At 60.3% G+C, this 21230-nt stretch carries 22 protein-coding genes; 1 reads left to right on the top strand and 21 read right to left on the bottom strand.

From position 1 onward, the window contains the following. Positions 1 to 85: 85 nt before the first annotated feature. From LN244_RS01195 to purU, 21 genes are all read right to left on the bottom strand, one after another. Positions 86 to 1161, bottom strand: a protein-coding gene (locus LN244_RS01195) for an IS3 family transposase (protein ID WP_239039826.1) whose coding sequence is annotated in 2 segments (ribosomal slippage) — positions 86 to 912 and positions 912 to 1161 — 1077 coding nt in all. Because the reading frame shifts where the segments join, the coding sequence is not laid out codon by codon here. 138 nt (positions 1162 to 1299) lie between these two features. Next, entirely contained in the window at positions 1300 to 2169 is an 870-nt protein-coding gene (locus LN244_RS01190; RefSeq protein WP_239041041.1) for a carbon-nitrogen hydrolase family protein, read from the bottom strand. Positions 2170 to 2179: 10 nt separating this feature from the next. Beyond that, positions 2180 to 2773 (bottom strand): GNAT family N-acetyltransferase, encoded by a 594-nt coding sequence (locus LN244_RS01185; RefSeq protein ID WP_239041040.1) that lies wholly within the window; start codon positions 2771 to 2773, stop codon positions 2180 to 2182. Between the two features lie 4 nt (positions 2774 to 2777). Further along, entirely contained in the window at positions 2778 to 3185 is a 408-nt protein-coding gene (locus LN244_RS01180) for a ketosteroid isomerase-related protein (RefSeq protein ID WP_239041039.1), read from the bottom strand. Positions 3186 to 3294: 109 nt separating this feature from the next. Continuing rightward, positions 3295 to 4053 (bottom strand): 3-oxoacyl-ACP reductase FabG, encoded by a 759-nt coding sequence (gene fabG / locus LN244_RS01175; protein ID WP_239041038.1) that lies wholly within the window; start codon positions 4051 to 4053, stop codon positions 3295 to 3297. 38 nt (positions 4054 to 4091) lie between these two features. Beyond that, positions 4092 to 4418 (bottom strand): DMT family transporter, encoded by a 327-nt coding sequence (locus LN244_RS01170; protein ID WP_239041037.1) that lies wholly within the window; start codon positions 4416 to 4418, stop codon positions 4092 to 4094. 12 nt (positions 4419 to 4430) lie between these two features. Further along, positions 4431 to 5450: a heme-dependent oxidative N-demethylase family protein gene (locus LN244_RS01165; RefSeq protein ID WP_239041036.1), complete on the bottom strand. Its 1020-nt coding sequence runs from the start codon at positions 5448 to 5450 to the stop codon at positions 4431 to 4433. Between the two features lie 10 nt (positions 5451 to 5460). Beyond that, positions 5461 to 6411 (bottom strand): PDR/VanB family oxidoreductase, encoded by a 951-nt coding sequence (locus LN244_RS01160; RefSeq protein ID WP_239041035.1) that lies wholly within the window; start codon positions 6409 to 6411, stop codon positions 5461 to 5463. After that, on the bottom strand, positions 6411 to 6944 hold the full coding sequence (locus tag LN244_RS01155; RefSeq protein ID WP_239041034.1) for a dimethylamine monooxygenase subunit DmmA family protein: 534 nt from the start codon (positions 6942 to 6944) through the stop codon (positions 6411 to 6413). Before LN244_RS01155 ends, LN244_RS01160 begins: the two co-directional genes overlap by 1 nt. 38 nt (positions 6945 to 6982) lie before the next feature. Next, on the bottom strand, positions 6983 to 7336 hold the full coding sequence (locus LN244_RS01150; protein WP_239041033.1) for a cupin domain-containing protein: 354 nt from the start codon (positions 7334 to 7336) through the stop codon (positions 6983 to 6985). Between the two features lie 268 nt (positions 7337 to 7604). Further along, complete coding sequence (locus LN244_RS01145; RefSeq protein WP_239041032.1) at positions 7605 to 8954, bottom strand: ammonium transporter; 1350 nt, start codon at positions 8952 to 8954, stop codon at positions 7605 to 7607. 331 nt (positions 8955 to 9285) lie between these two features. Next, a complete protein-coding gene (folD, locus tag LN244_RS01140; RefSeq protein WP_239041031.1) occupies positions 9286 to 10161 on the bottom strand; it encodes a bifunctional methylenetetrahydrofolate dehydrogenase/methenyltetrahydrofolate cyclohydrolase FolD in 876 nt (291 codons plus the stop codon). A gap of 53 nt (positions 10162 to 10214) precedes the next feature. Continuing rightward, on the bottom strand, positions 10215 to 11543 hold the full coding sequence (locus tag LN244_RS01135) for an FMN-binding glutamate synthase family protein (RefSeq protein ID WP_239041030.1): 1329 nt from the start codon (positions 11541 to 11543) through the stop codon (positions 10215 to 10217). Between the two features lie 77 nt (positions 11544 to 11620). Continuing rightward, positions 11621 to 12304 carry a GXGXG domain-containing protein gene (locus tag LN244_RS01130; RefSeq protein ID WP_239041029.1) on the bottom strand — a complete coding sequence of 228 codons (684 nt, stop codon included), beginning with the start codon at positions 12302 to 12304 and terminating at the stop codon, positions 11621 to 11623. Positions 12305 to 12326: 22 nt separating this feature from the next. After that, the gene (locus LN244_RS01125) at positions 12327 to 13232 is read right to left on the bottom strand and encodes a class II glutamine amidotransferase (RefSeq protein ID WP_239041028.1); all 906 of its coding nucleotides are present in this window, start codon (positions 13230 to 13232) and stop codon (positions 12327 to 12329) included. Between the two features lie 27 nt (positions 13233 to 13259). Continuing rightward, the gene (gene glnT, locus LN244_RS01120) at positions 13260 to 14594 is read right to left on the bottom strand and encodes a type III glutamate--ammonia ligase (RefSeq protein ID WP_239041027.1); all 1335 of its coding nucleotides are present in this window, start codon (positions 14592 to 14594) and stop codon (positions 13260 to 13262) included. After that, the gene (locus LN244_RS01115; protein ID WP_239041026.1) at positions 14591 to 15076 is read right to left on the bottom strand and encodes a hypothetical protein; all 486 of its coding nucleotides are present in this window, start codon (positions 15074 to 15076) and stop codon (positions 14591 to 14593) included. The genes glnT and LN244_RS01115 overlap by 4 nt, the downstream gene beginning before the upstream one ends. Next, positions 15076 to 17985: a 2Fe-2S iron-sulfur cluster-binding protein gene (locus LN244_RS01110; protein ID WP_239041025.1), complete on the bottom strand. Its 2910-nt coding sequence runs from the start codon at positions 17983 to 17985 to the stop codon at positions 15076 to 15078. Before LN244_RS01110 ends, LN244_RS01115 begins: the two co-directional genes overlap by 1 nt. After that, positions 17969 to 18235 carry a sarcosine oxidase subunit delta gene (locus tag LN244_RS01105; RefSeq protein WP_239041024.1) on the bottom strand — a complete coding sequence of 89 codons (267 nt, stop codon included), beginning with the start codon at positions 18233 to 18235 and terminating at the stop codon, positions 17969 to 17971. The genes LN244_RS01110 and LN244_RS01105 overlap by 17 nt, the downstream gene beginning before the upstream one ends. A 10-nt stretch (positions 18236 to 18245) precedes the next feature. Continuing rightward, entirely contained in the window at positions 18246 to 19487 is a 1242-nt protein-coding gene (locus LN244_RS01100; RefSeq protein WP_239041023.1) for an FAD-dependent oxidoreductase, read from the bottom strand. Between the two features lie 9 nt (positions 19488 to 19496). Further along, on the bottom strand, positions 19497 to 20369 hold the full coding sequence (purU, locus tag LN244_RS01095; RefSeq protein WP_239041022.1) for a formyltetrahydrofolate deformylase: 873 nt from the start codon (positions 20367 to 20369) through the stop codon (positions 19497 to 19499). A 251-nt stretch (positions 20370 to 20620) separates the two neighbouring features. Between purU and LN244_RS01090 the strand changes: the two genes are divergently transcribed. Next, positions 20621 to 21217 (top strand): helix-turn-helix domain-containing protein, encoded by a 597-nt coding sequence (locus LN244_RS01090; protein WP_239041021.1) that lies wholly within the window; start codon positions 20621 to 20623, stop codon positions 21215 to 21217. Positions 21218 to 21230: the final 13 nt, after the last annotated feature.

The following is a 21230-nucleotide window of genomic DNA, read 5'->3' as shown; positions in this document are numbered from 1 at the left end:
ATTCGCAATACTTGATGAGAAACTGGCTGATATTGACGCTCGAATGGGTAATCCTCCCCTTTTTAGCTGATGCCAAAAGTAGAGGCTAAGCCACTTTTAGTGGTGGCTGGCCACCATTGGCTTTGTGCGGCCGCTCATGATTGTAAAACCAGAGCCACTGCGTTGCATAATCCTGAACGTCCTCCAGTGTTTCGAATAGATGCTTACTGACCCAGCTGTAGCGGAGCGTTCGATTGTGACGCTCGATGTAAGCGTTCTGTTGAGGCTTGCCGGGTTGAATATACTCAATCCGGATGTCATGTTTACGAGCCCAGTTGGTGAATTCGTGACTGATGAATTCTGGGCCGTTGTCACAGCGAATGTGCGATGGTTTTCCCCTCCACTCAATCAACTGAGACAGGGTGCGTATCACTCGCATGGATGGCAGAGAGAAGCCTGCTTCTATTGCCAGTCCTTCTCGCCGGTAGTCATCGATCACATTGAGCAGCCGGTAGCTTCTGCCATCCGACAGCTGATCGTGCATGAAGTCGATCGACCACACCTGGTTGCGTCGCAGGGGCTGTTTCAACGGCTCCGGCTTATGGCGCTTTAGGCGCCGCCGAGGCCGTATGCGCAGATTCAATGCAAGTTCACAGTAGATACGGTATACGCGCTTATGGTTCCAGCCGAAGCCTTTCACATTACGCAGGTAGTCAAAGCAAATACCAAAGCCCCAGTCTGAATCCTGTTCAGTCAGGCGGATCAACCAATCTGCAATCTCAGCATTCTCCGATGACAGCTTGGGTTGGTACCGGTAGCAGGATTCGCTGATACCAAAGGCAGCACAGGCAAGCCGGATACTGACGCCACGGGAAGCAACATAGGTCTGTGCCATCTCCTTGCGCCGAGACGGCTTCACCACTTTTTTTGCAGTGCTTCCTGGACGATCTCGGCCTTCAGCCGCTCTTCAGCATACATTTTCTTCAGGCGGCGGTTTTCATCTTCAAGCTCTTTCAGCCGAGCCATCAACGAAGCATCCATGCCGCCGTATTTCGCCCGCCACTTATAAAATGTGGCGCTGCTCATCCCATGTTCACGACATAGTTCGGGAACTGGGGTACCTGCTTCCGCTTGTTTCAGTATCGCCATGATCTGGCTGTCGGTGTATCGGGACTTCTTCATGCAGAACCTCCTGCGTATACATTACGAGAAAATTCTACTTTTGAGCACTGCTACTTTTCGGGGGGATTACCCCTCCTGCGTATACATTACGAGAAAATTCTACTTTTGAGCACTGCTACTTTTCGGGGGGATTACCCCCTAACCAAACCGGAACTGACTGTCCCAGTCTCGGTGGTTGAACACCTGACCGCTGGTGCGCACATCAGCCAGCGCGGCCAGATCCAGCTCGGCCACGACCCAGCCCGGTTGATGTTCATCGCCCAGCGCCACCACCCCGTCATCCGGGTAGCCGTAGTCCACCGGAGCAAAGATACCGGCACGGCCGGTGTTCACATCCACCGATTCCGACCAGTCGGCGCTGCCGATGGTCGGTGACTGGGCGACGAAACACTGGTTCTCCAGCGCCCGCGCCTGACAGCCGATGCGTACGCGATGATAACCGGCCTGGGTATCGGTACAGCTGGGCACCAGAATCAGGTCGGCTCCCTGCTCCACCTGTCGGCGTGCAATCTGCGGGAATTCGCTGTCGTAGCAGACCGCCACGCCGACCTTGCCGAAGGCGGTGTCCAGCACCTTGATCGCCTCGCCAGCCTGAATCTGCCAGCGCTCGGACTCGAAACGGGTCATCTGCAGTTTGTCCTGATAGTCACGACTGCCATCGGGACGAAACAGCCAGGCGCGGTTGCGGTAGTGGCCGTCAGCCTGACGCAGCGGGAAGGTGCCCGCCAGAATATGCAGGCCATGCTGCTGCGCAAGCGACGTGAACAGCGCCACGAACGGCTCATGCACCGCCTGTATCGCATCCAGCTGGCGGTCCAGACAGGCACAGACGTCCCGACCGAACAGGGAAGTCAGTTCCATGCTGAAATATTCGGGAAAGACCAGGAATTCAGCCCCCTGCGTCAGGGCGTCCTGCACCATGGCGTCAATCTTGCGCGTATAGGCCTGCCAGTCGTCGAGCCAGTCGATCGGGTACTGGGCAAGGGCCAGTGTTACGGTGGTTTTCATCGTGTCGCTGTCAGTTGAGAGGTTTCAGGTAGAACTGCATCGGCTTGTCGGTCGACTCGGCCTGATCGATGTCCTTCCAGCTGAAGTGGGTCGCCAGACCCGGTTGCAGCTGATAACCAAAGTGCTGCCACACCCCATCCAGCGGGGCGTAGTCTGCGGGCCTCAGCGGGTGTTGCTCGGGACGCTGTACCGCGCAGAACACGCTGTACGCCTTGCCCAGCTGCCGTGCCTGCTGCTCGCGGCGGGCAAAGAACTCACGGTAGAGACCTGCGCCCCGGTACGCCGGCAGGAGGACCGATTCGGCGCAATAGAATATCGGACCCGTATCGATCCCGGCTGTCACAAAGGGACGCCGAAACGCCTCGGTCTCGTCATCCAGCGCAAGTCCGGTCGAGGCGCCCACCACCTGATCGCCCGCCTTCGCCAGCACACAGATGGCGCTGTCGCAGTTGGCATAGGTTTTCAGGTATTCGGCCTCGTAGGCTCTGGAGCCGTCATAGAGGTAGGGAAAGTCGCGGAACACCCGGATACGCAGGTCAGCCACCTGCTCCAGCCAGGGTTCCAGCGCTTTTCCCTTCAGCGTCAGAATCTCGATATTCGCCATGCCGTCAAGCGACCTGTGTGATCCAGTCTTCAAGGTTGTAATAGTTGCTGATGCGGGCGACCTTGCCATCCTTCACGTCAAAAAAGGCACCCGCCGGGAGCCGGTATTGCTGGCCCTGCGCCTCTGGCAGGCCGACATCCGTCTGCAGGTATTCACCCAGCACGACAAACTCGGCCGCCGCTCGACTGCCATCGCCGTTGCTCATGATTTCGATATCCACCAGCTGTTCACGGTAATGGGTGTTCATCTTCTGCATGAAGGCAGCGAACGCCTCGCGCCCGACTTCACGCCCGCCCTGGTTGATATCGTGGATCACATCCTCGCTCAACAGGGACAGAAAGCGGTCCATATCGCCCTGGTTGAAAGCCTCGTAATAGGCCGCGATCAGGGCCTCGGTTTCCTGTCTGCTCATCAATATTCTCTCATGCCGATGTGATCGGCCGCACATAAAAAACCGGAATGCGCTTGTGGCGACCGCATTCCGGTCATCGGATTCGGGTTACCCACTCGAAAGGCCGACCTCAGCCGACCGCTTCAAGCGACTCGGGCAGTATCTGCCCGCCATCCACGATCAGCGTCTGGCCGGTGATATAGCCCGCGTCGGGTGACGCAAAAAAGGCCGCGGCATGACCGATATCCTCGACACAGCCCAGCCGTTTCAACGGAATGGACGCTGCCATCTGGCGCAGGTAGTCCTCGCCCATGCCTTCCAGTCCCTCGGTGATGATGTTGCCCGGCATGACCGCATTGACGGTGATGCCGTATTTGGCCAGCTCAATCGATGCGGTTCGCACGAAACCGAGCTGACCGGCCTTGCTGGCACCGTAATGCGACCAGCCCGGAAAACCGGTGACCGGCCCGGTGATGGACGAGGTCACCACGATGCGGCCACACTGGCTCGCTTTCAGCGCCGGCAGGGCTGCCTGAACGGTATTGAACATGCCCTTGAGGTTGGTATTGAGGACCCGATCCCAGTCGTCTTCGGTCATGGTTTCAAGGTCTGCCGACGGGAAGATGCCCGCATTGGCGCACAACACGTCCAGTTGGCCGAAATGCGCCAGCACGGCACTCACGGCGGCCTCCAGCGAGGCGCGATCAGTCACGTCCGCCGCCAGCCCCAGCGCATCCGTCTTCAGGCTGTCAGCCGCCGCCTGCGCCTGCTCCAGATGCCGTGCCGCGATGGCGACCCGATAGCCTTTGCCGGCAAACACACGGGCGATCCCCAGTCCGATGCCCTTGCTTGCCCCTGTGACCAGCACAACCGGTTTGCTGTCATTCATGCTCATACCTCTCTGTTCCCATTCCATTTTGGCCGCTGTCAGACCGCACTCTCGCCAAAGAGCTTGAGCCCCACCACTCCTGCGATGATCATGCCGATACAGCCGATCCTGATCAGGCCGCCCGGCTCCTGCATGAACAGGATACCGACGACCGCCAGCGCCGATGCGCCTATCCCTGACCATACCGCATAGGCCGTTCCCACGGGAATGGTGCGCATCGCCAGCGACAGCAGCCCCAGGCTGACGACAATCAGCACCGCGGTGATCAGCGAAGGCCACAGCCGGGTGAAGCCGTCACTGTATTTGAGGCCGATCGCCCAGAGGCACTCCAGCACACCGGCGATCAGCAGATAGATCCAGCCCATGCTGCCTCCGTCTCAGTTGGCCGGATCGAAGCGCGACAGCCACTCGACGGCCAGATCGTGGTAACGGCCCAGCCCCTTGTACTCGACCAGCTCAGGCGGCAGGGTCTTGAGTACCCGGTGCATGCGACGCGCCCAGTCCGGGTTGGTCACCAGGTCGTCGAAGCTGAGCAGGTAGGTGCGGATACTGAACATCAACGCATTGCTGCGCGGCATGCGATCCAGCACCTGAAGCTCGACGCGCAGGTGCACCTTTTCGCCCACGTTGTCGGCGGTGACGCTGGCCCGGTCGGTCCCCCAGTTCGGATAGGTTTCCGGCGAGGTATCCATGCGCGCGTTCACGGTCAGGGTCCAGTTCAGGCGACGCACCGGACGCCCGACCGGAATGGCGGTCAGATACTTCAGGGCGCGATCGAACACGCCCATTTCGTGGGCCATGGGAACAGGGCCGTGCCACTCGGAAAAGCTCATGCCGGCGTCGAATGCCAGCGACCAGTCGGCCGGACAGGTGACGATGCCCGCATCCAGAAACAGATCGCCGTCACGCTGATCCAGCAGCGCGAAGTCTCCCTGCACCTGACGCCCCATGTATTCCATCGGCGGCAATGGCAGCGTGCTGCTGTCGCCAAAGGTGAAGCTGTCGTGGATATTGAGCAGTCGGTTGTGCCAGGTCCACTGGTCACCGTCGATGGTCAGGCTGAAGTGCTGAGGGTAATCCGCTGCCAGCGATTGCATGCAGCGTTCGATCATGTCCCAGCAGGCCAGGTCCATGTGCGGCATGGCCAGACAGCGCTGCGGGTTTTCCTTGAGTACGATATCCCGTTCGGCCATCTCCGACAGGTAGTGCTCGTCGATATCCAGCAGGAATTCGTACACCGAGCCTTCCGGTCCCGGCGTGACATGGGGCTCGATATTGACCGAATAGCGATACTCGTCTTCCGGGAAGGGAAACGGAAAACGTGCAATCGCGCCGGGACTGTTGCTGTAGGTAAAGTCGTCACGAAATGTCTGTACGGGTTTGGGTGACATGCGCATGATGCCGCTCCTATAGATCCAGAATCAGGTGGTTGCCGGCTGCGCGGGACACGCAGGGCATGATGCAGGTGCCGCTGGCCTTTTCATCGGCCGACAGGAAATCGTCGCGGTGTTCTACGCTACCCTCGACCACGGACGTGACGCACTGACCACACACGCCTCCCCGGCACAGGTTGGGGACCTCGATGCCTTCACGTTCCAGGGCCTCCAGCAGGCTCTCGTCGGCAGCAACTTCGACGGCCCGGCCGCTGCGGACCAGCTTCGCCTTGAAGGGCTCACCCGGCTCGGGTGCGGCGAAGGCTTCGTAATGGATCAGGCTCTCGGGCCAGCCCAACGCGCGGGCCGTTTCCCGCACCCCTTCAATGAGGGATTCGGGGCCGCAGATATACACATGACTGCCCGGCTCACGGTTGCTCAGCAGAACGCTGAGATCACAGCGCACGCCCGCATCCGAGTCATAGCCGTTGAACGCCTGCCCCAGACGATGCATCAGTTCATCCCGATAGGCACCGGTCTGACTGCTGCGGTAGAGGTAGTGCAATTCAAAGTCCGCACCCTGACGCTCCAGCTCGGGGATATAGGACATGAAAGGGGTGATCCCCACGCCACCGGCGATCAGCAGGTGCTTGCGCGCGTGCCAGGCCGGGGCAAAGAAGTTGGCCGGCGGGGTGATCTGCAAGCGATCACCGACGCTGACCTGCGAGTGCATGAACGCCGAACCGCCTCGGGAGTCCTCCTGCAGTCGCACGGCGATGCGGTAGCTGCCGGTCTCCCGTGGGTCACTGCAGAGGGAATACGCATTGCGAATCTCCCGCTGCTCACCGGGCATGGCCACCTGCACATGACTGCCCGGAGAAAAGGCGGGCAGGCTGCCGTCGATCGCCTCCAGGCGGAACTCGCGAATCATCGGCGCAACCGCTTCGATCGCCGCCACCCTGACCGGTATGCTGTCGATACTCATTACTGCAACACCTCCTGTTCGGGTAGTTCACTGGGATCTTCTGCATTGATCTGCACGCCCACGTAGGCTCCATGCAGGCGCGAGAAGTGATCACGCACCAGCAACAGGCGGCCACAGCCGCTGCAGCTGTGCGGACTGGCTTCAACCCCTTCCATGAGCGTGTAACAGTGGGTGCAGAACAGACGGCGCCCTCGGCTGACCGGCGGGGCGAGCTGAATCTGCTCGTCCACCAGCCCGGCCTCCAGCGCCAGATTACGGACATCCCAGAGGAAACCTTCGTGCCCGGCCACGTACAGGCGGGTCGACACCGGCACATTCACCAGCATCTGCTGCAGGCTCGCCAGCAGGGCCTCTGTGCCTGTTTCCTCGTCTGCCAGTACCCACTGCGCCTGCGCGGAGGCACACTGCTGATACAGCGGCTCAAGCAGGCCACGTGCCTCGGGCTGACAGACGAACAGCTGCAGCCCGGCCGGCTCCTCCAGCATGGGCGCCTGGTAGGTGGGACGACTCTTGATGGATGGATCGATCTGCATGGTTATACCTCCGGGTATCCGTTCAGCTCAGTGCGGCTTCAGGCATCGCCTTCGAGACGCTGACCACAGAAGAAACCGATACCGACGCTCGGAGACTGGAAGGTGATGGTGCTGCCCTTTTCGAAATAGAGCACGTCGCCCACCTTGGCGTGGACCTGATGCCCGGTTTCATCGGAGATCAGCATTTCGCCCTCCACGATGATTTTCATTTCGTGGTAGTGGTAGAAATACTCCAGCGGCGTGTCGGACTTCTCCATGCGGAAGAAGCCAGCCACGATGGTTTTTTCAGGATCGGTGGAGGCGATGACGTCATCCAGAAAGGCATTGCTGCCCGGCTTGTTCATGCTTGGCAGTTCCAGCTTGATCGCATCTTCAACGAATTTCATCGGCATGGGATCTACTCCTTTGGGGTTACCCAAAATTTATTAGTGGTATAATTTGTTTACTATCAGTAAAAGCAATTCCCCTGCCAAATTTAAAATATCCTTTAAATACAAATAGATATAAAAATCCTTCGATTTTTACCCACGGCCACCAGCACCGAGTCAGTGCATACCGGCGTCAACTGCTCAATCCAGGGGCGTCCTGCCGCGCACGATGCGGCACAGGCATAAAAAAAAGGCCCCGAAGGGCCTTTTGGTTCTGGAGGAATCAGGTTGTTTATTTCGAAGCAACCGGGCTTTCCTTGAAGACAGCGGCGCTCTGCGCCTGCGGCTCCATGCCGGGCTTGCCCGGGCCACTGCTCAGACCCATGGAGGAATGTGCCGGACCGAACTCCGGATAGGCCTGCATGCCACACTCGTGCACATCCATGCCTTCCAGCTCTTCCTCGTCACTGACACGCAGCCCCATGACGGCCTTGATCACCAGCAAGACGATAAAGCTGGCCACGAACATCCAGGCAAAGGTTGCCGCGGTGCCGATCAGCTGACCGGTGAAAGTGGCGTCATCGTTGCTCAGCAGCACCGCAAAGATGCCCCAGATACCGGCCGAGCCATGCACCGAGATGGCACCGACAGGGTCGTCCAGTTTCAGCTTGTCCAGCGCCAGTACCGACGCGACAACCACCAGGCCACCGATGGCACCGATGATGGAAGCCAGACCCGCAGAGGGCTGCAGCGGTTCAGCGGTAATTGCCACCAGACCGGCCAGCGCACCGTTGATGGTCATGGTCAGGTCGGTCTTGCCAAACAGGAAGCGGGCAAACAGGGCGGCGACGACCATGCCGGCAGCCGCGGCTGCGTTGGTGTTGACGAAAATCTTGGCCACCGCGTTGGCTTCTTCAACGTTGGCGATCTTCAGCTCAGAGCCACCGTTGAAGCCGAACCAGCCCATCCACAGGATGAACATGCCCAGCGTGGCCATCGGCAGGTTGGCACCCGGGATCGCACGGACTTCACCGTTCTTGCCATACTTGCCCTTGCGCGGACCGACCAGGATAACGGCGGCCAGTGCTGCGGCGGCACCCGCCATGTGAACAACGACAGAGCCGGCAAAGTCCTGGAAGCCCAGCTGATCCAGGAAACCGCCACCCCATTTCCAGTAGCCTTCCACCGGATAGATCACGGCAACCATCACCACCGCGAAGGCCATGAACGGCCAGAGTTTCATGCGTTCAGCCACGGCACCGGACACGATGGACATGGTGGCAGCGGCAAAAACCGCCTGGAAAATGAAGTCAGCCATGCTGGAGTAGTAAGGCGCATCGTCGCCACCGGCAACAACGGCTTCGGTGCTGTTGTCAGCGCCCAGCAGGAAGTCGATACCCGGAATCACCGAGCTGATCGGGTTGGCGGGATACATGACGTTGTATCCAACGACCAGATAGACAATACACGCCACACCATAGAGGAGTGCGTTCTTGTTGAGGATTTCTACCGTGTTCTTGGCGCGCACCAGACCGGCCTCGAGCATGGCGAAACCAGCCGCCATCCACATCACCAGTGCGGTGCACATCAGGAAGTAGAAAGTATCCAGGGCGTAGCCCAGTTCCAGCACCATGCCGTCCATATCTTTCTCCGCAAGTCACTTGGTTTGTGTGTCAGCTGCGCTCTTCGAGGGCATCGCCGACTTTTCCCAAAAGGATATTTAGTTTCCTGATATGAATAAGCAAAGGTTGGGCCACATTTTCAAGCCATTGTTTTTAAGACATAAATCATAAAGAAACAGCCCAACACCCGGCCGCAGTGGTCAAAAATAGAGCAGTCCATGGTGCACGGGGCCCATTGAGGGGCATTTGATGCCCGAACGCCCCGATGCCGGCCATAAAAAAAGCCGTACATCCCTGTTACGGCTGTACGGCTTGCTTGTGTTGCTGCCCGTGATTCTGGTGACGTCGGCTTCAGCCCGCTTCACTCGCCTCGCAGGCTTCCAGCGTATTCTGCAGCAGGCAAGCGATGGTCATCGGCCCGACCCCGCCGGGGACCGGCGTGATGGCGGAGGCTGTTTCAAAAGCGGTTTCAAATTCCACATCGCCGACCAGTCGGCCATCGTCGAGTCGGTTGATGCCCACATCAATCACGATCGCCCCCGGCTTCAGCCATTCGCCCTTGATGAACTCGGGAATCCCGACCGCCGCAATGACGATATCCGCCTGTGCCAGCTCCGCCGGCAGATCGGCCGTTCTGGAATGACAGATGGTGACGGTGGCCCGCGCCATCAGCAGCTCCAGTGCCACCGGGCGCCCGACGATGTTGGACGCTCCAACCACCACAGCCTTTTTACCCACAGGATCAATACCATAGGCTTCCAGCAGACGCATACAGCCATAGGGTGTGCAGGGTCTCAGTGTCGGCGCCTTGCCGGCCAAGCGGCCCAAATTGTAGGGATGGAAACCGTCCACATCCTTGGCCGGATCGATCCGCTCGATCACCGCCTGCACATCGATCTGCGGCGGCAGCGGCAATTGCACCAGGATGCCGTGGATGACCGGATCGGCATTGAGGCTGTCGATCAGCGCCAACAGTTCATCCTGGGTCGTCTCAGCCGGCAGACTGTGATTGCGGGAGATAATTCCCGCCTCTTCACAGGCTTTCACCTTGCTGCGCACATAGACCTGAGAGGCAGGGTCCTGACCGACCAGCACGACGGCCAGTCCCGGGCGGGACTTGCCTGCCGACACCCGCTCGGCCACCTGAGCCGCAATATCCATGCGCAACTGTGCGGCGACGGCCTTGCCGTCGATCCGCTTGTCACTAACGTTCAGCGCTTGGTTCACGCTTGTCTCCTCTGTTCGAAGAGGCGGGGCCGGACCCCGCCTCGGTTAGAGCATCAGAACTGCTGTCCGGGAATCCAGCTGGTACCGGCCAGCGGGACGCGGGCCATGGCGGCGGATTCTACGGTCAGCGCGACCAGATCTTCCGGTTCCAGGTTGCGCAGGTCATTCTTGCCACAGGCGCGGGCCAGCGTCTGGGCTTCCAGCGTCAGCACGCGCAGGTAGTTGGCCAGACGGCGACCGCCTTCGACCGGGTCCAGTCGCTTGGCCAGTTCCGGGTCCTGAGTGGAAATGCCGGCCGGGTCCTTGCCTTCCTGATAGTCGTCGTAGAAGCCGGCTGCTGAACCGATCTTCGCATAGTCCTCACTGTATTTGGGATCGTTACAGCCCAGTGCCACCAGTGCCGCGGTACCGATCGCCACTGCATCCGCCCCCAGCGCCATGCACTTGGCCACATCGGCCCCGTTGCGGATACCGCCGGAGACGATCAGCTGCACCTTGCGGTGCATGCCCATCTCCTGCAGGGCCTGTACGGCCTGCGGAATGGCCGCCAGCGTCGGGATGCCCACGTGTTCGATGAACACATCCTGAGTCGCCGCGGTGCCGCCCTGCATGCCATCGACCACGATCACGTCGGCACCGGCCTTCACCGCCAGTTTGACGTCATAGTAGGTACGGGTTGCGCCGACCTTGATGTAGATCGGTACCTGCCAGTCAGTGATCTCACGCAACTCCTGGATCTTGATCGCCAGGTCATCGGGACCGGTCCAGTCCGGGTGACGGCAAGCCGAGCGCTGGTCGATCCCCTTCGGCAGGGTCCGCATCTGTGCCACACGGTCGGTAATCTTCTGGCCCAGCAGCATGCCGCCGCCGCCCGGCTTGGCACCCTGACCCAGCACCACCTCAATGGCGTCCGCCTTGCGCAGATCGTCCGGGTTCATGCCGTAACGGGATGGCAGGTATTGGTAGACCAGCTTGCTGGACTGGCCACGCTCTTCCGGCGTCATGCCTCCGTCACCGGTGGTGGTGGAGGTGCCCACCATGGAGGCACCACGGCCCAAGGCTTCCTTGGCGTTGGCCGACAGGGCGCCAAAGCTCATGCCGGCGATGGTGACCGGGGTTTCGATCACGATCGGCTTCTTGGCAAAGCGGGTGCCCAGAGTCACCTGAGTGTTGCACTTCTCGCGGTAGCCCTCGAGCGGGTAGCGCGACATGGAAGCCCCCAGGAACAGCAGGTCATCGAAGTGCGGCAGCTTGCGCTTGGCGCCGAAGCCGCGGATGTCGTAGATGCCGGTGTCCGCAGCGCGGCGGATTTCGGCCATGGTGGTACGGTCAAAGGTGGCTGACTCACGCAGGCCCGGGTTGACGTTGATATCGTTGCTCATAATCAAGTCCTCAAAATTCGGTTTCAAAGGCCGCCTGACCGGATGGCTTACAGGCGGCCATGAAGGCCTGTGGCCGCTCAGTAAGCGCCCGCGTTATCGACCTTGAAGTTGTACAGCTGACGGGCGGAGCCGTAGCGCTTGAAGCTGGCCGGGTCTTCATCCAAACCGGCACGGTTGAGCAGCTCGGTCAGCTCTTCAATATGCTCGGGACGCATCTCCTTCTCGATGCAGTCGGCCCCCAGGGACTTCACTGTGCCCTTCACGTAGATGTGCACCTCGTACATGGAGTCGCCAAGCGCATCACCGGCGTCACCGCAGACCACCAGGTTGCCGGATTGACCCATGAAGCAGCTCATGTGGCCGATGCTGCCCTTGACCACGATATCCACCCCCTTCATGGAGATGCCGCAGCGAGCGCCGGCGTTGCCTTCGATCACCAGCAGACCGCCGTGGGCCGTGGCACCGGCGGCCTGGGAGGCATCGCCCTTGACGCGGACAGTGCCGGACATCATGTTCTCGGCGACACCCTGTCCGGCGTTGCCGTGAATGACGACGTGCGCCTTCTTGTTCATGCCGGCGCAGAAGTAGCCGGCATGACCATGGATATCCACCGACAGGTTCTGGTCCAGACCGCAGGCGATGTTGTGCTGTCCCTTCGGATTCAGCACTTCCCATTCCCGCTCGGTGCATTCAACGGCCTGGTCGTGCAGCGCCTGGTTCAGTTCACGGATGCTGGATTCAGCCAGATCGATTGTTTTCATCGTTGTTTCTCCTCACACAGGCTCAGTTGCTGCTACGTTCCCAGACATAGAAAGTGGCCGGTTCCGGCTCCCAAACCCTGGCGTTTTCGATCCCCGGCAGGGTCGTCAACGCCTGGTATTCGGACGCCATCGCCACGTAGTCGTCGGTTTCCGCGAGCACCGCCGGCTTGCAGGCGATGGGGTCACGCATCACGGCAAAGCCGTCACGGGTGCCAATGGTGAAGGTGAAGAAACCGTCCAGATCTTCCAGCGCATGCTCCAGCGCTTCCTTCAGGCTGTCGCCCTTCTGCAGACGCCAGGTCAGGTAGCCGGCAGCCACCTCGGAGTCGTTCTGCGTCTCGAAGCTGATACCCTCACGCTTGAGCGTGTCGCGCAGGCGGTTGTGGTTGGACAGGGAGCCGTTGTGCACCAGGCACAGGTCCATGCCGGTGGAGAACGGGTGGCTGCCCTCCATGGTCACGGCCGACTCGGTCGCCATACGGGTGTGACCGATGATGTGGCTGCCCTTCATGCGCTCCAGGCTGAAGGTTTCGGCGATCTTTTCCGGCAGCCCCACTTCCTTGAGGATTTCGATCGACTGGCCGACGCTGAGGATCAACACGTCCGGGGCTTCCTCTGCCAGCCACTCGCGCAGGGCCGCTTCCTCGGCACGCACCTTGAACACCGCCACGCTGGCGTTCTGGAACCAGCTCAGTTCCAGCTGCTGTTCCGTTTTAAGACGGGTCGCCAAGGCTTCCCAGTCATAGTCCGTTTCCGGATGGCGCAGGGTCAGCTTGATCCAGCCCTCGCCCACTTCGTCGCCGTAGATGGCAAAGCCGGCGCTGTCGGGACCACGGTCGGTCATCGCAATCAGCATCGGTTTGAACAGTTCGCCGATCCGGCTTTCCAGTTCAGGGTTTTTCAGATAAAGCCCGACAATTCCACACATAATCAGATTCCTCGTAACAGATCCGGATCAGAAAAATTCGGCGTAGTGGCTGACTTCCCAGTCAGACACGTGGCGGCTGTACTCAACCCATTCGGCCCGTTTCACTTTCAGGAATTCGGACACGATCTCGCTGCCCATCGCTTCAGCAAACACACTGTCCGCTTCCAGCGCATCGAGCGCTTCATTCAGGTTCTGCGGCAGGATGCCAACGCCCTTCTCCTTGATTTCGTCCAGGCTCAGGCTGTACAGGTTGATGTTCATCGGCTCGCCCGGGTCCAGCTCGCGCTCGACGCCATCCATGCCGGCGGCGATCAGGGCCGCGGTAACCAGATAGGGGTTGCAGCCGGAGTCCGGCAGGCGGAACTCCAGGCGGCCGTAGGGGATACGCACCATGGCGGAACGATTGTTGTCGCCATAGCAGATGTAGGCCGGCGCCCAGGTTGCGCCCGAGGCGTTGCCGCCCACGACCAGACGCTTGTAGGAATTCACTGTCGGCGCGGCGAAGGCACACAGGGCAGGGGCATGGGCCAGCAGACCGGCCGTGAAGTGATAGGCCAGTTTGGACAGCCCCATGCCGCTCTTGTCATCGGCATCGTGGAACAGGTTCTGGCCGTCCTTGTCGGTGATCGACAGGTGGAAGTGCATGCCGTTGCCGGTGCGGTCGGAGGATGGCTTGGGCATGAACGAGCAGACCATGTCCAGCTCGTTGGCGATTTCGCCCGCCGCCATGCGTACGAAGGTGAAACGGTCGGCAGAGGTCAGGGCATCGCTGTAGGTGTAGTTGATCTCGAACTGGCCGTTGGCGTCTTCGTGGTCGATCTGATAGACATCGAAGTCCACCGCCTGCAGGGACTCGACCAGCTTCTCCAGGAAGGCGCGGGAGCGGGACAACCCCTTGTAGTCATAGCAGGGCTTGTCCAGCACATCACTTTCATCGACCGGCTGCAGTGCACCCTTGTCGTCCCGGGTAAACAGGGAGAACTCAGGCTCGACACCGGTATTCAGCGTCCAGCCCTTTGCGGCCAGGCGTGCCAGCTGCTGCTTGAGCACTACGCGGCTGCAGTAGGGATGCGGCGCGTTATTGACGTAACCGTCGCAGGCGATGCGGGCATAGCCCGGCTGCCAGGGCACCACACTGAAGGTATTCAGGTCACCACGGGCCATGAAGTCAGGACCGTGAGGCTCCATGCCCAGTCCCCAGACCGCGAAACCGGCAAAGCCCGCGCCCTTTTCCACCACATCCATCAGGCAGTTGGCCGGGACCGATTTGGTCTTGGCTACGCCGTGGATATCCACAAACTGGGCCAGGACGTATTTGATATCGTTCTGGCTGACAATGCGTTCGATCTCTGCGGGCATCATGATGCACCTCCTGTCGGATTTCGGGTTGCGCTCAGGTCATCAAGGACCGCGCTGAAGGTTTCGATGAGGTAGTGGCGGTAGCCCGGATCAGCACCGATCAGCAGGTTTCCGCTTTCGATTTCGTGGTACAGCCAGCAGCTGACCCCGGCGGCGGAGGTCATCAGCCAGTCACCCGGCTGCAGCTGGCGGAAGTCGTACTGGCACAGATGGGTCATCAGCTCGACCCAGCCTCGCCCGGCAAGCTCGAACACGCAGTCATAGCGGCGGAAGCACCACTCGTCCTGCGGTGCCGGATGACCGGCCTTGAGCATCGCCATGTATTCGTCGCGTCCGGTGCGCGCGACCAGCGCGCCGGGACGCTCCTCGGCGGTCAGCAGCTGTTCGGGTACCGGCAGGCCGGCGGCCGCCAGCGCGGCACGGCTGGCGGGACCGGTCAGCAGATAGCTGGCCCGTTCGGTTTCGTTCAATCGCAGAGTGCTCATCAGGCCACCTCCGTCAGGTCAACGGTCTGACGCACACCTTCGGCGTCATAGAAGGGAGTGCTGCAAGGCTCAAGCGGCACCAGCGCACCGCTGTCGACCCGCACCTGGAACATGCGCTCGCTGCTGGCCAGCGGCTGGTCCACCATCGCTAGGCCGATGTAGCGACCAAGCGAGGGGCTGTAGGCGATACTGGTGATGCGACCGGCGATGTCGCCGTTGTCGATCAGCAGATGACACTCTTTCGGCAGTTCACCGCTGTACCCCTGAGGCAGCATGAAACCGCGCAGACTGCGCTGGCAGCGCTCCTTGAGCAGCGCCAGCGACGGCTTGCCGGTGAACCAGGGCTTGGTCTTGAGCGGTACGGCCCAGGGCATGTTGGCTTCGAACGGGTTGGTCAGGCCGTCGGTGTCCTGACCAACGATGATGTGGCCCTTTTCCAGTCGCAGCACACGCTGGGCTTCGACACCGAAGGGGCGGATACCATATTCGGCGCCCTGCTCCATCAGCGTGTTCCACACCTGGAGTGCCGCATCGACCGGCAGGTGGATCTCGTAACCCAGCTCACCGACGAAACCGACCCGGATCAGGCGGACCGGCACACCGCAGAGAGTGCCCTCCTGCAAGCCCAGATAGGGGAAGTTGTCTTCGCTCAGATCGATGTCGGTCAGCGGCTTGAGCAGCTTGCGGGCGTGAGGTCCGGCCAGGTTCATCGCCGCCAGCGTGCCGGTGCGGTTGACCAGACGTACATCCAGCCCCCACTCGACGATATGGCGCGACAGGGTGCGGAAAGTGGCATCGGCATGACTGGTCGTTGCGGTGACGTAGAAGCGATCCTCGGCGATGCGTCCGACAATGCCGTCATCCACAATCACGCCGCTGTCATCCACCATCAACGCATAGCGGGTCATGCCCAGCTTGATGTTGGACATGCGCATGGTGTAGGTGCCGTCCAGCAGCTTGCCGGCATCCGGTCCCATGACCTCGATCTTGCCCAGAGTGGACACGTCGATCAGACCCAGACCGGTGCGCACCGCCTGAACTTCACGCAGGATCGCCTGAGCACGTTCCTCAGGACGGCCATAGAATTCAGGCCGCATCCAGACACCCGCTTCCATCATTTGGGCACCGTTATCCAGATGCCACGGGTGCAGTGCCGTCAGTCGTTCCGGACGGAAGCGACGACCGGCCAGCGCCTGTACCGGTACCGGGTGGAACATGGGGCGGGCCGTGGTCGAGCCGGTCTGGTCGATGCTGCGACCGGTCACGGCGGCCAGCACGCGGATACCGTTCATGTTGGCGTGCTTGCCCTGGCTCGGCCCCATGCCGACGGTAGAGAAGCGCTTCATCAGCTCGATGTTGTCGAAGCCTTCCTTCGCCGCATTGACCAGATCCTTCAGCTGCAGATCCTCATCGAAGTCGACGAAGTTCTTGCCCTTGGGATGATCGACGATCGGCCAGGGGTGAGAATGCGCCTGAGTATCGCGGCAGGCTGCCAGTGCCGGTATCAGGGGCTCGCCTTTGAGGAAGGCGGCGGCTTCTGCACCGGCGCGCTCCCCGTCTGCCAGCCGCTGTTCCAGCGTGAAGGCACCGTTCAGGCGACCGCAGGCAAAGATCCCGTTCGGCAGCTCCTGCGGCAGGAGCTGCTCCAGGGTCGAATCGTAGGCCAGGCGACCACCGGCCTGATACAACAGCTGTGCCGCCGGTGCCCAGCCCACGCTCATCAGCAGCAGGTCGGCATCAAATTCCCGGGCATCACGGCTGTCACACTTGTCGCCATCGAAGGGTGCCACCACGACACGCTTCAGCTGTTCCTTGCCCTGAGCCTCGTAAACGGTATGACGCTCCAGAACCGGAATTTTCAGAGCATTCAGCTCGTCTGCCCAGACACCCCTTTCAGCCAGACTGCCCATATCAATCACGGCAGACACATCAACCCCTGCCTTGACCATATCCAGCGCCGCACGGTAGCCCTCGCTATTGGCGGTCAGCACCACCGCCCGCTGACCGGGTTTAACCGCATAACGCGCGACCAGTCGCTGGGCGCCGGAGGCCATCATCACGCCCGGCAGATCGTTGTTGCGAAACACCGCGGGCTGCTCCATCACGCCCGTCGCGCTGATCACGGCACGGGCGCGCATCTTGATGATGCCGTCCGGCCCCAGCAGCGGCACATAGTGATCGGTGTACCAGCCACAGGCCAGATGACCCGGCAGCACACGAATATTGGTGTGGTTCTGCACGTCATGCTTGAGGCGGGCGCGCACAACAGCCGCAGAGGCTTCGTTGACCAGCTGATAGTCCAGACTGCCGCCGATCTGCGGGTTCTCGTCCACCAGCACCACATCCAGTCCCTGCTCGGCGGCGCTTAGTGCGGCCTGCATGCCGGACGCACCGGCCCCGATCACCAGCAGATCGCAGAAGCCATAGGTCTTGGCCTTGCGACGTACGCTCCAGCCGGTATCGATGCGCCCCAGACCGGCTTTTTCGCGGATCAGCCGTTCCCATAGGGGGAAGAACTTCTTCGGCTTGTGGAACGTTTTGTAGTAGAAGCCCACCGGCAGGAAGCGGGACAGCTTGCCGATGATCTGGTCACGGTCCTTTGCCAGGCTGCCGTTGACGTTACAGGCCGTCAGTTGCATGCCGGCGGCCAGAGGCGTGACATCACCCCGGATGTTCGGCTCTTCACTGCTCTGGAACAGCGCATTGACGTCATGGTTGGCCAGCGTCACCGCACCGCGGGGACGGTGATACTTGAAACTGCGGCCCAGCAGGGTCTGGCCGGATGCCAACAGTGCCGAGCTGATGCTGTCACCGGCAAACCCGATGTAGTGCTGGCCCTCGAATTCAAAGCTCCGTGTCTCGGAGCGGTCAAGCCACTCCAGCGGCTGGGGATCAAGCCGGGATGTCATAACGCACCTCCTCCAGATCAATGAACCGCACCACTTCATCCTTCAGGGTGTCGCGTTCCATCACGTACCAGCGCCCGGTCGGACGGTGATACCACCACTCGCGCAGCAGGCCGGGTGCGCCCTGCCGGTTGAACACATAAGCAGCCCAGCTGGCCTCATCGGCATCCATCGGGGGCTTGCGAACCTCGCCGACATAGTCGAATTCGCTGATCGGCCGACGGCCGATGACGGGACAATCAAATACTTTCATCGCCCTTTCCTCAGTGCCCGACCGATGCTGCGCCCTTCTCGCCGACCAGATCGAAGTCGGTGAAACGGGACAGACGGAAGGGTTCAATCAGTTCATGGTTGCGATCGTTGGCCAGCGTCCAGGCCATGGTCTTGCCGCTCACCGGCGTGGCCTTGAAGCCCCAGGTGCCCCAGCCGGCATCGAGGTAGAAACCTTCGATCGGCGTCTTGCCCATGATCGGGGCGAAGTCAGGGGTGATGTCGCTCATGCCCGCCCACTGACGCATCACCTTCATGCGGCTCATGAACGGGAAAAGATCGATCATCTTGTCGGTCAGTCCCTCAACGAAATCGAAGCTGGAACGGGTGGAGTGCAGCACCGAAGGGTCCACCGAGGCCCCCATCACCATCTCGCCACGGGACGACTGGCTGACGTAAACGTGCAGGCTGCCGGAGACGACGATGGTGTCCATGAAGGGTTTCACCGGCTCGGACACGCAGGCCTGCAGCGGGAAGATCTCGATCGGCGTGTCCAGCCCCAGCATCGAGGTGATGCGTGGCGTGGAACCGGCCACCATGGAGACCACCTTGTTACAGCTGACGAAACCGCGATCGGTTTCGACACCGGTCACCTTGTCGCCCTGGGTGCGGATGCCGGTTACCCGAGTGCGCTGGTGAATCTCCACGCCACGGTTATAGGCACCGCGGGCATAGCCCCAGGCCACCGCATCATGACGCGCCACGGCACCCGGCGCGTGGTAGAGCGCGCCCATGACCGGGCTGTGACCGGCACAGTCCAGATCCATGTAGGGCACTTCTTTGGCGATGAAATCCCGGTCCACCACCTCGGAATCGATGCCGTGGTGCTTATTCACCTCGGCGCGCCAGCGCATGGTGCGCAGGGCACTGTCGGTGTGCGCCAGGGTGAAGTGACCCCGGGTGGAGTAGAAGATGTTGAGGTCGAAGTCATCGGACAGATCCTCGAACAGCTTGAGGCTGGTGTCGTAGAACTTGACCCCTTCCGGCGTCAGGTAGTTGGAGCGCACGATGGTGGTGTTGCGGCCGGTATTGCCGCCGCCGATATACCCCTGTTCCAGCACCGCCACGTTGGTGATGCCGTGTTCCTTGGCCAGGTAATAGGCACAGGCCATGCCGTGCCCGCCGCCGCCGATGATCACCACGTCGTAGTGGGATTTCAGCGGCCGTGACTCGGGAAAGAACCGGGGTTCGTCGTGAGACGACTTGAGGCCGTATTTAAGCAGGCGCCAGGGCATGGGATTCTCCTAGGCAAAAACAACGGTTTTGTTGCCGTGTATCAGCACACGATCTTCGATGTGGTAACGCAGGCCGCGTGCCAGCACCGCCTTCTCCACATCCTTGCCAAGACGGACCATGTCCGCCGTGGTGTTGTGATGAGTAACCCGGTGCACGTCCTGCTCGATGATCGGACCGGCATCCAGTTCAGCGGTCACGTAATGGCAGGTGGCCCCGATCTGCTTGACCCCGCGCTCGGCCGCCTGGTGGTAGGGGCGGGCTCCGATGAAGGACGGCAGGAAGCTGTGATGAATGTTGATGATCCGGCCCGGATAACGCTCACAGAGCTCCTCCGGGATAATCTGCATGTATTTGGCGAGCACGATGACATCGGCTTCGGCCGCGGCGATCTGCTCACGCACCGCCTGGAAATGCGGTTCCTTGTTGCTCATGTCGACCGGTACATGCACAAAGGGGATGCCATGCCACTCCACATAGGAGCGCAGCACGTCGTGATTGGAGATCACGCAGGGGATGTCGATATTCATCTCGCCGGAGCGCCAGCGATAGAGAAGATCGGACAATGCGTGGGCTTCCTTTGATACCATCAGTACCACGCGCTTGCGTGCTGCCGAATCGGTAATCTGCCACTGCATGTCGAATGCGTCGGCAAGTGGCGTGAATTTCGCTTTAAGCTCTTCGAGACCAAAGGGCAGAGAGTCCGCCAGCACCTCATAGCGCATGAAGAACTGGCAGTTCTCGGTATCGGCAAACTGGTGAGCCTCACTGATCCAGCCACTATGAGAGGCGAAGAACTGGGTGACGGCGGCTACAATGCCGACCCTGTCGGGGCAGGAGACGGTCAATCGGTACTTGCGTGCATGTTGGGTTTCGATAGCCATGACCTTGATCCAAATTTCTCATGGGGAAAATTTATTTCACCTAGGTAAAAGCAAACGCTTTGCCAACTTTGCACATATGAAGAATAAAAATTTCACCGCAGCTCTAAATGACTGTTTTTACTGAAATGATGAAAGTTTTTTTCTTGAAGGGAATATTCTAAGATTGAGCTGAAGTTTGATCAGATGCCGTGCTATTGAGCTTCAGGGCGCACCAGCACGGACCACTCTGCACAATGAAGGAGCATTCGAGCATGAAAAAAGAAGAAGAAAGTCCACGACTGCGCCTTGAGCAGTACATCGCCATGCGCGTCAAAAGCAAACGTACCGAACAGGGGCTGAAGATTACCGATGTGGCCCGCATTGCCGGGCTCAGCCAGGGCATGGTCAGCAAGATCGAGAATGCCCAGGTATCCACCAGCCTGGATACCCTCAGTCGACTCTGTGACGCCATCGGCCTGCCGATTTCACAACTGTTTACCGACTATGACCGTCCTGAAGGTACGGCCCAGCTGACCCGAGCCGGTGAAGGTATGGAAGTGGTCCGTCGGGGTACCGAGAAGGGTCATACCTACCAGTTGCTCAGCTATCACCGCGGCAAGAAGAAGAGTTACGAGCCTTTCCTGATTACGATGGATGACGCCAGCGAAGTGTTTCCGACCTTTTCCCACCCGGGGCAGGAGTTCATCTATCTATTGAAGGGACAGATCCGCTACCGTCACGGCAACCATCTGTATGATATGGGGCCAGGGGATGCACTCTCATTCGACGCCGAAATTCCGCATGGACCGGAAGAGTTGCTGGAGGTCCCTATCCAGCTGCTGTCAGTCATTCACTACGATGATCAATGAATCCTGAGCGGGT

Source organism: Marinobacterium sediminicola, assembly GCF_022343685.1.
Taxonomy (GTDB): Bacteria; Pseudomonadota; Gammaproteobacteria; order Pseudomonadales; family Balneatricaceae; genus Marinobacterium; species Marinobacterium sediminicola.
The sequence above is the reverse complement of the archived record's forward strand: the minus strand, read 5'-3'. Positions and strand labels throughout refer to the sequence as shown.

Coding starts and splice junctions, on each gene's coding strand:
- LN244_RS01155 (WP_239041034.1), bottom strand. CDS start 6,944: ATGCAGATCGATCCATCCATCAAGAGTCGTCCCACCTACCAGGCGCCC.
- LN244_RS01170 (WP_239041037.1), bottom strand. CDS start 4,418: ATGGGCTGGATCTATCTGCTGATCGCCGGTGTGCTGGAGTGCCTCTGG.
- LN244_RS01185 (WP_239041040.1), bottom strand. CDS start 2,773: ATGGCGAATATCGAGATTCTGACGCTGAAGGGAAAAGCGCTGGAACCC.
- LN244_RS01130 (WP_239041029.1), bottom strand. CDS start 12,304: ATGAAAACAATCGATCTGGCTGAATCCAGCATCCGTGAACTGAACCAG.
- LN244_RS01115 (WP_239041026.1), bottom strand. CDS start 15,076: ATGAGCACTCTGCGATTGAACGAAACCGAACGGGCCAGCTATCTGCTG.
- fabG (WP_239041038.1), bottom strand. CDS start 4,053: ATGAATGACAGCAAACCGGTTGTGCTGGTCACAGGGGCAAGCAAGGGC.
- LN244_RS01160 (WP_239041035.1), bottom strand. CDS start 6,411: ATGAGTATCGACAGCATACCGGTCAGGGTGGCGGCGATCGAAGCGGTT.
- LN244_RS01090 (WP_239041021.1), top strand. CDS start 20,621: ATGAAAAAAGAAGAAGAAAGTCCACGACTGCGCCTTGAGCAGTACATC.
- LN244_RS01110 (WP_239041025.1), bottom strand. CDS start 17,985: ATGACATCCCGGCTTGATCCCCAGCCGCTGGAGTGGCTTGACCGCTCC.
- LN244_RS01145 (WP_239041032.1), bottom strand. CDS start 8,954: ATGGACGGCATGGTGCTGGAACTGGGCTACGCCCTGGATACTTTCTAC.
- LN244_RS01150 (WP_239041033.1), bottom strand. CDS start 7,336: ATGCCGATGAAATTCGTTGAAGATGCGATCAAGCTGGAACTGCCAAGC.
- LN244_RS01100 (WP_239041023.1), bottom strand. CDS start 19,487: ATGCCCTGGCGCCTGCTTAAATACGGCCTCAAGTCGTCTCACGACGAA.
- LN244_RS01135 (WP_239041030.1), bottom strand. CDS start 11,543: ATGAGCAACGATATCAACGTCAACCCGGGCCTGCGTGAGTCAGCCACC.
- LN244_RS01180 (WP_239041039.1), bottom strand. CDS start 3,185: ATGAGCAGACAGGAAACCGAGGCCCTGATCGCGGCCTATTACGAGGCT.
- LN244_RS01125 (WP_239041028.1), bottom strand. CDS start 13,232: ATGTGTGGAATTGTCGGGCTTTATCTGAAAAACCCTGAACTGGAAAGC.
- purU (WP_239041022.1), bottom strand. CDS start 20,369: ATGGCTATCGAAACCCAACATGCACGCAAGTACCGATTGACCGTCTCC.
- LN244_RS01105 (WP_239041024.1), bottom strand. CDS start 18,235: ATGAAAGTATTTGATTGTCCCGTCATCGGCCGTCGGCCGATCAGCGAA.
- LN244_RS01190 (WP_239041041.1), bottom strand. CDS start 2,169: ATGAAAACCACCGTAACACTGGCCCTTGCCCAGTACCCGATCGACTGG.
- glnT (WP_239041027.1), bottom strand. CDS start 14,594: ATGATGCCCGCAGAGATCGAACGCATTGTCAGCCAGAACGATATCAAA.
- LN244_RS01165 (WP_239041036.1), bottom strand. CDS start 5,450: ATGCGCATGTCACCCAAACCCGTACAGACATTTCGTGACGACTTTACC.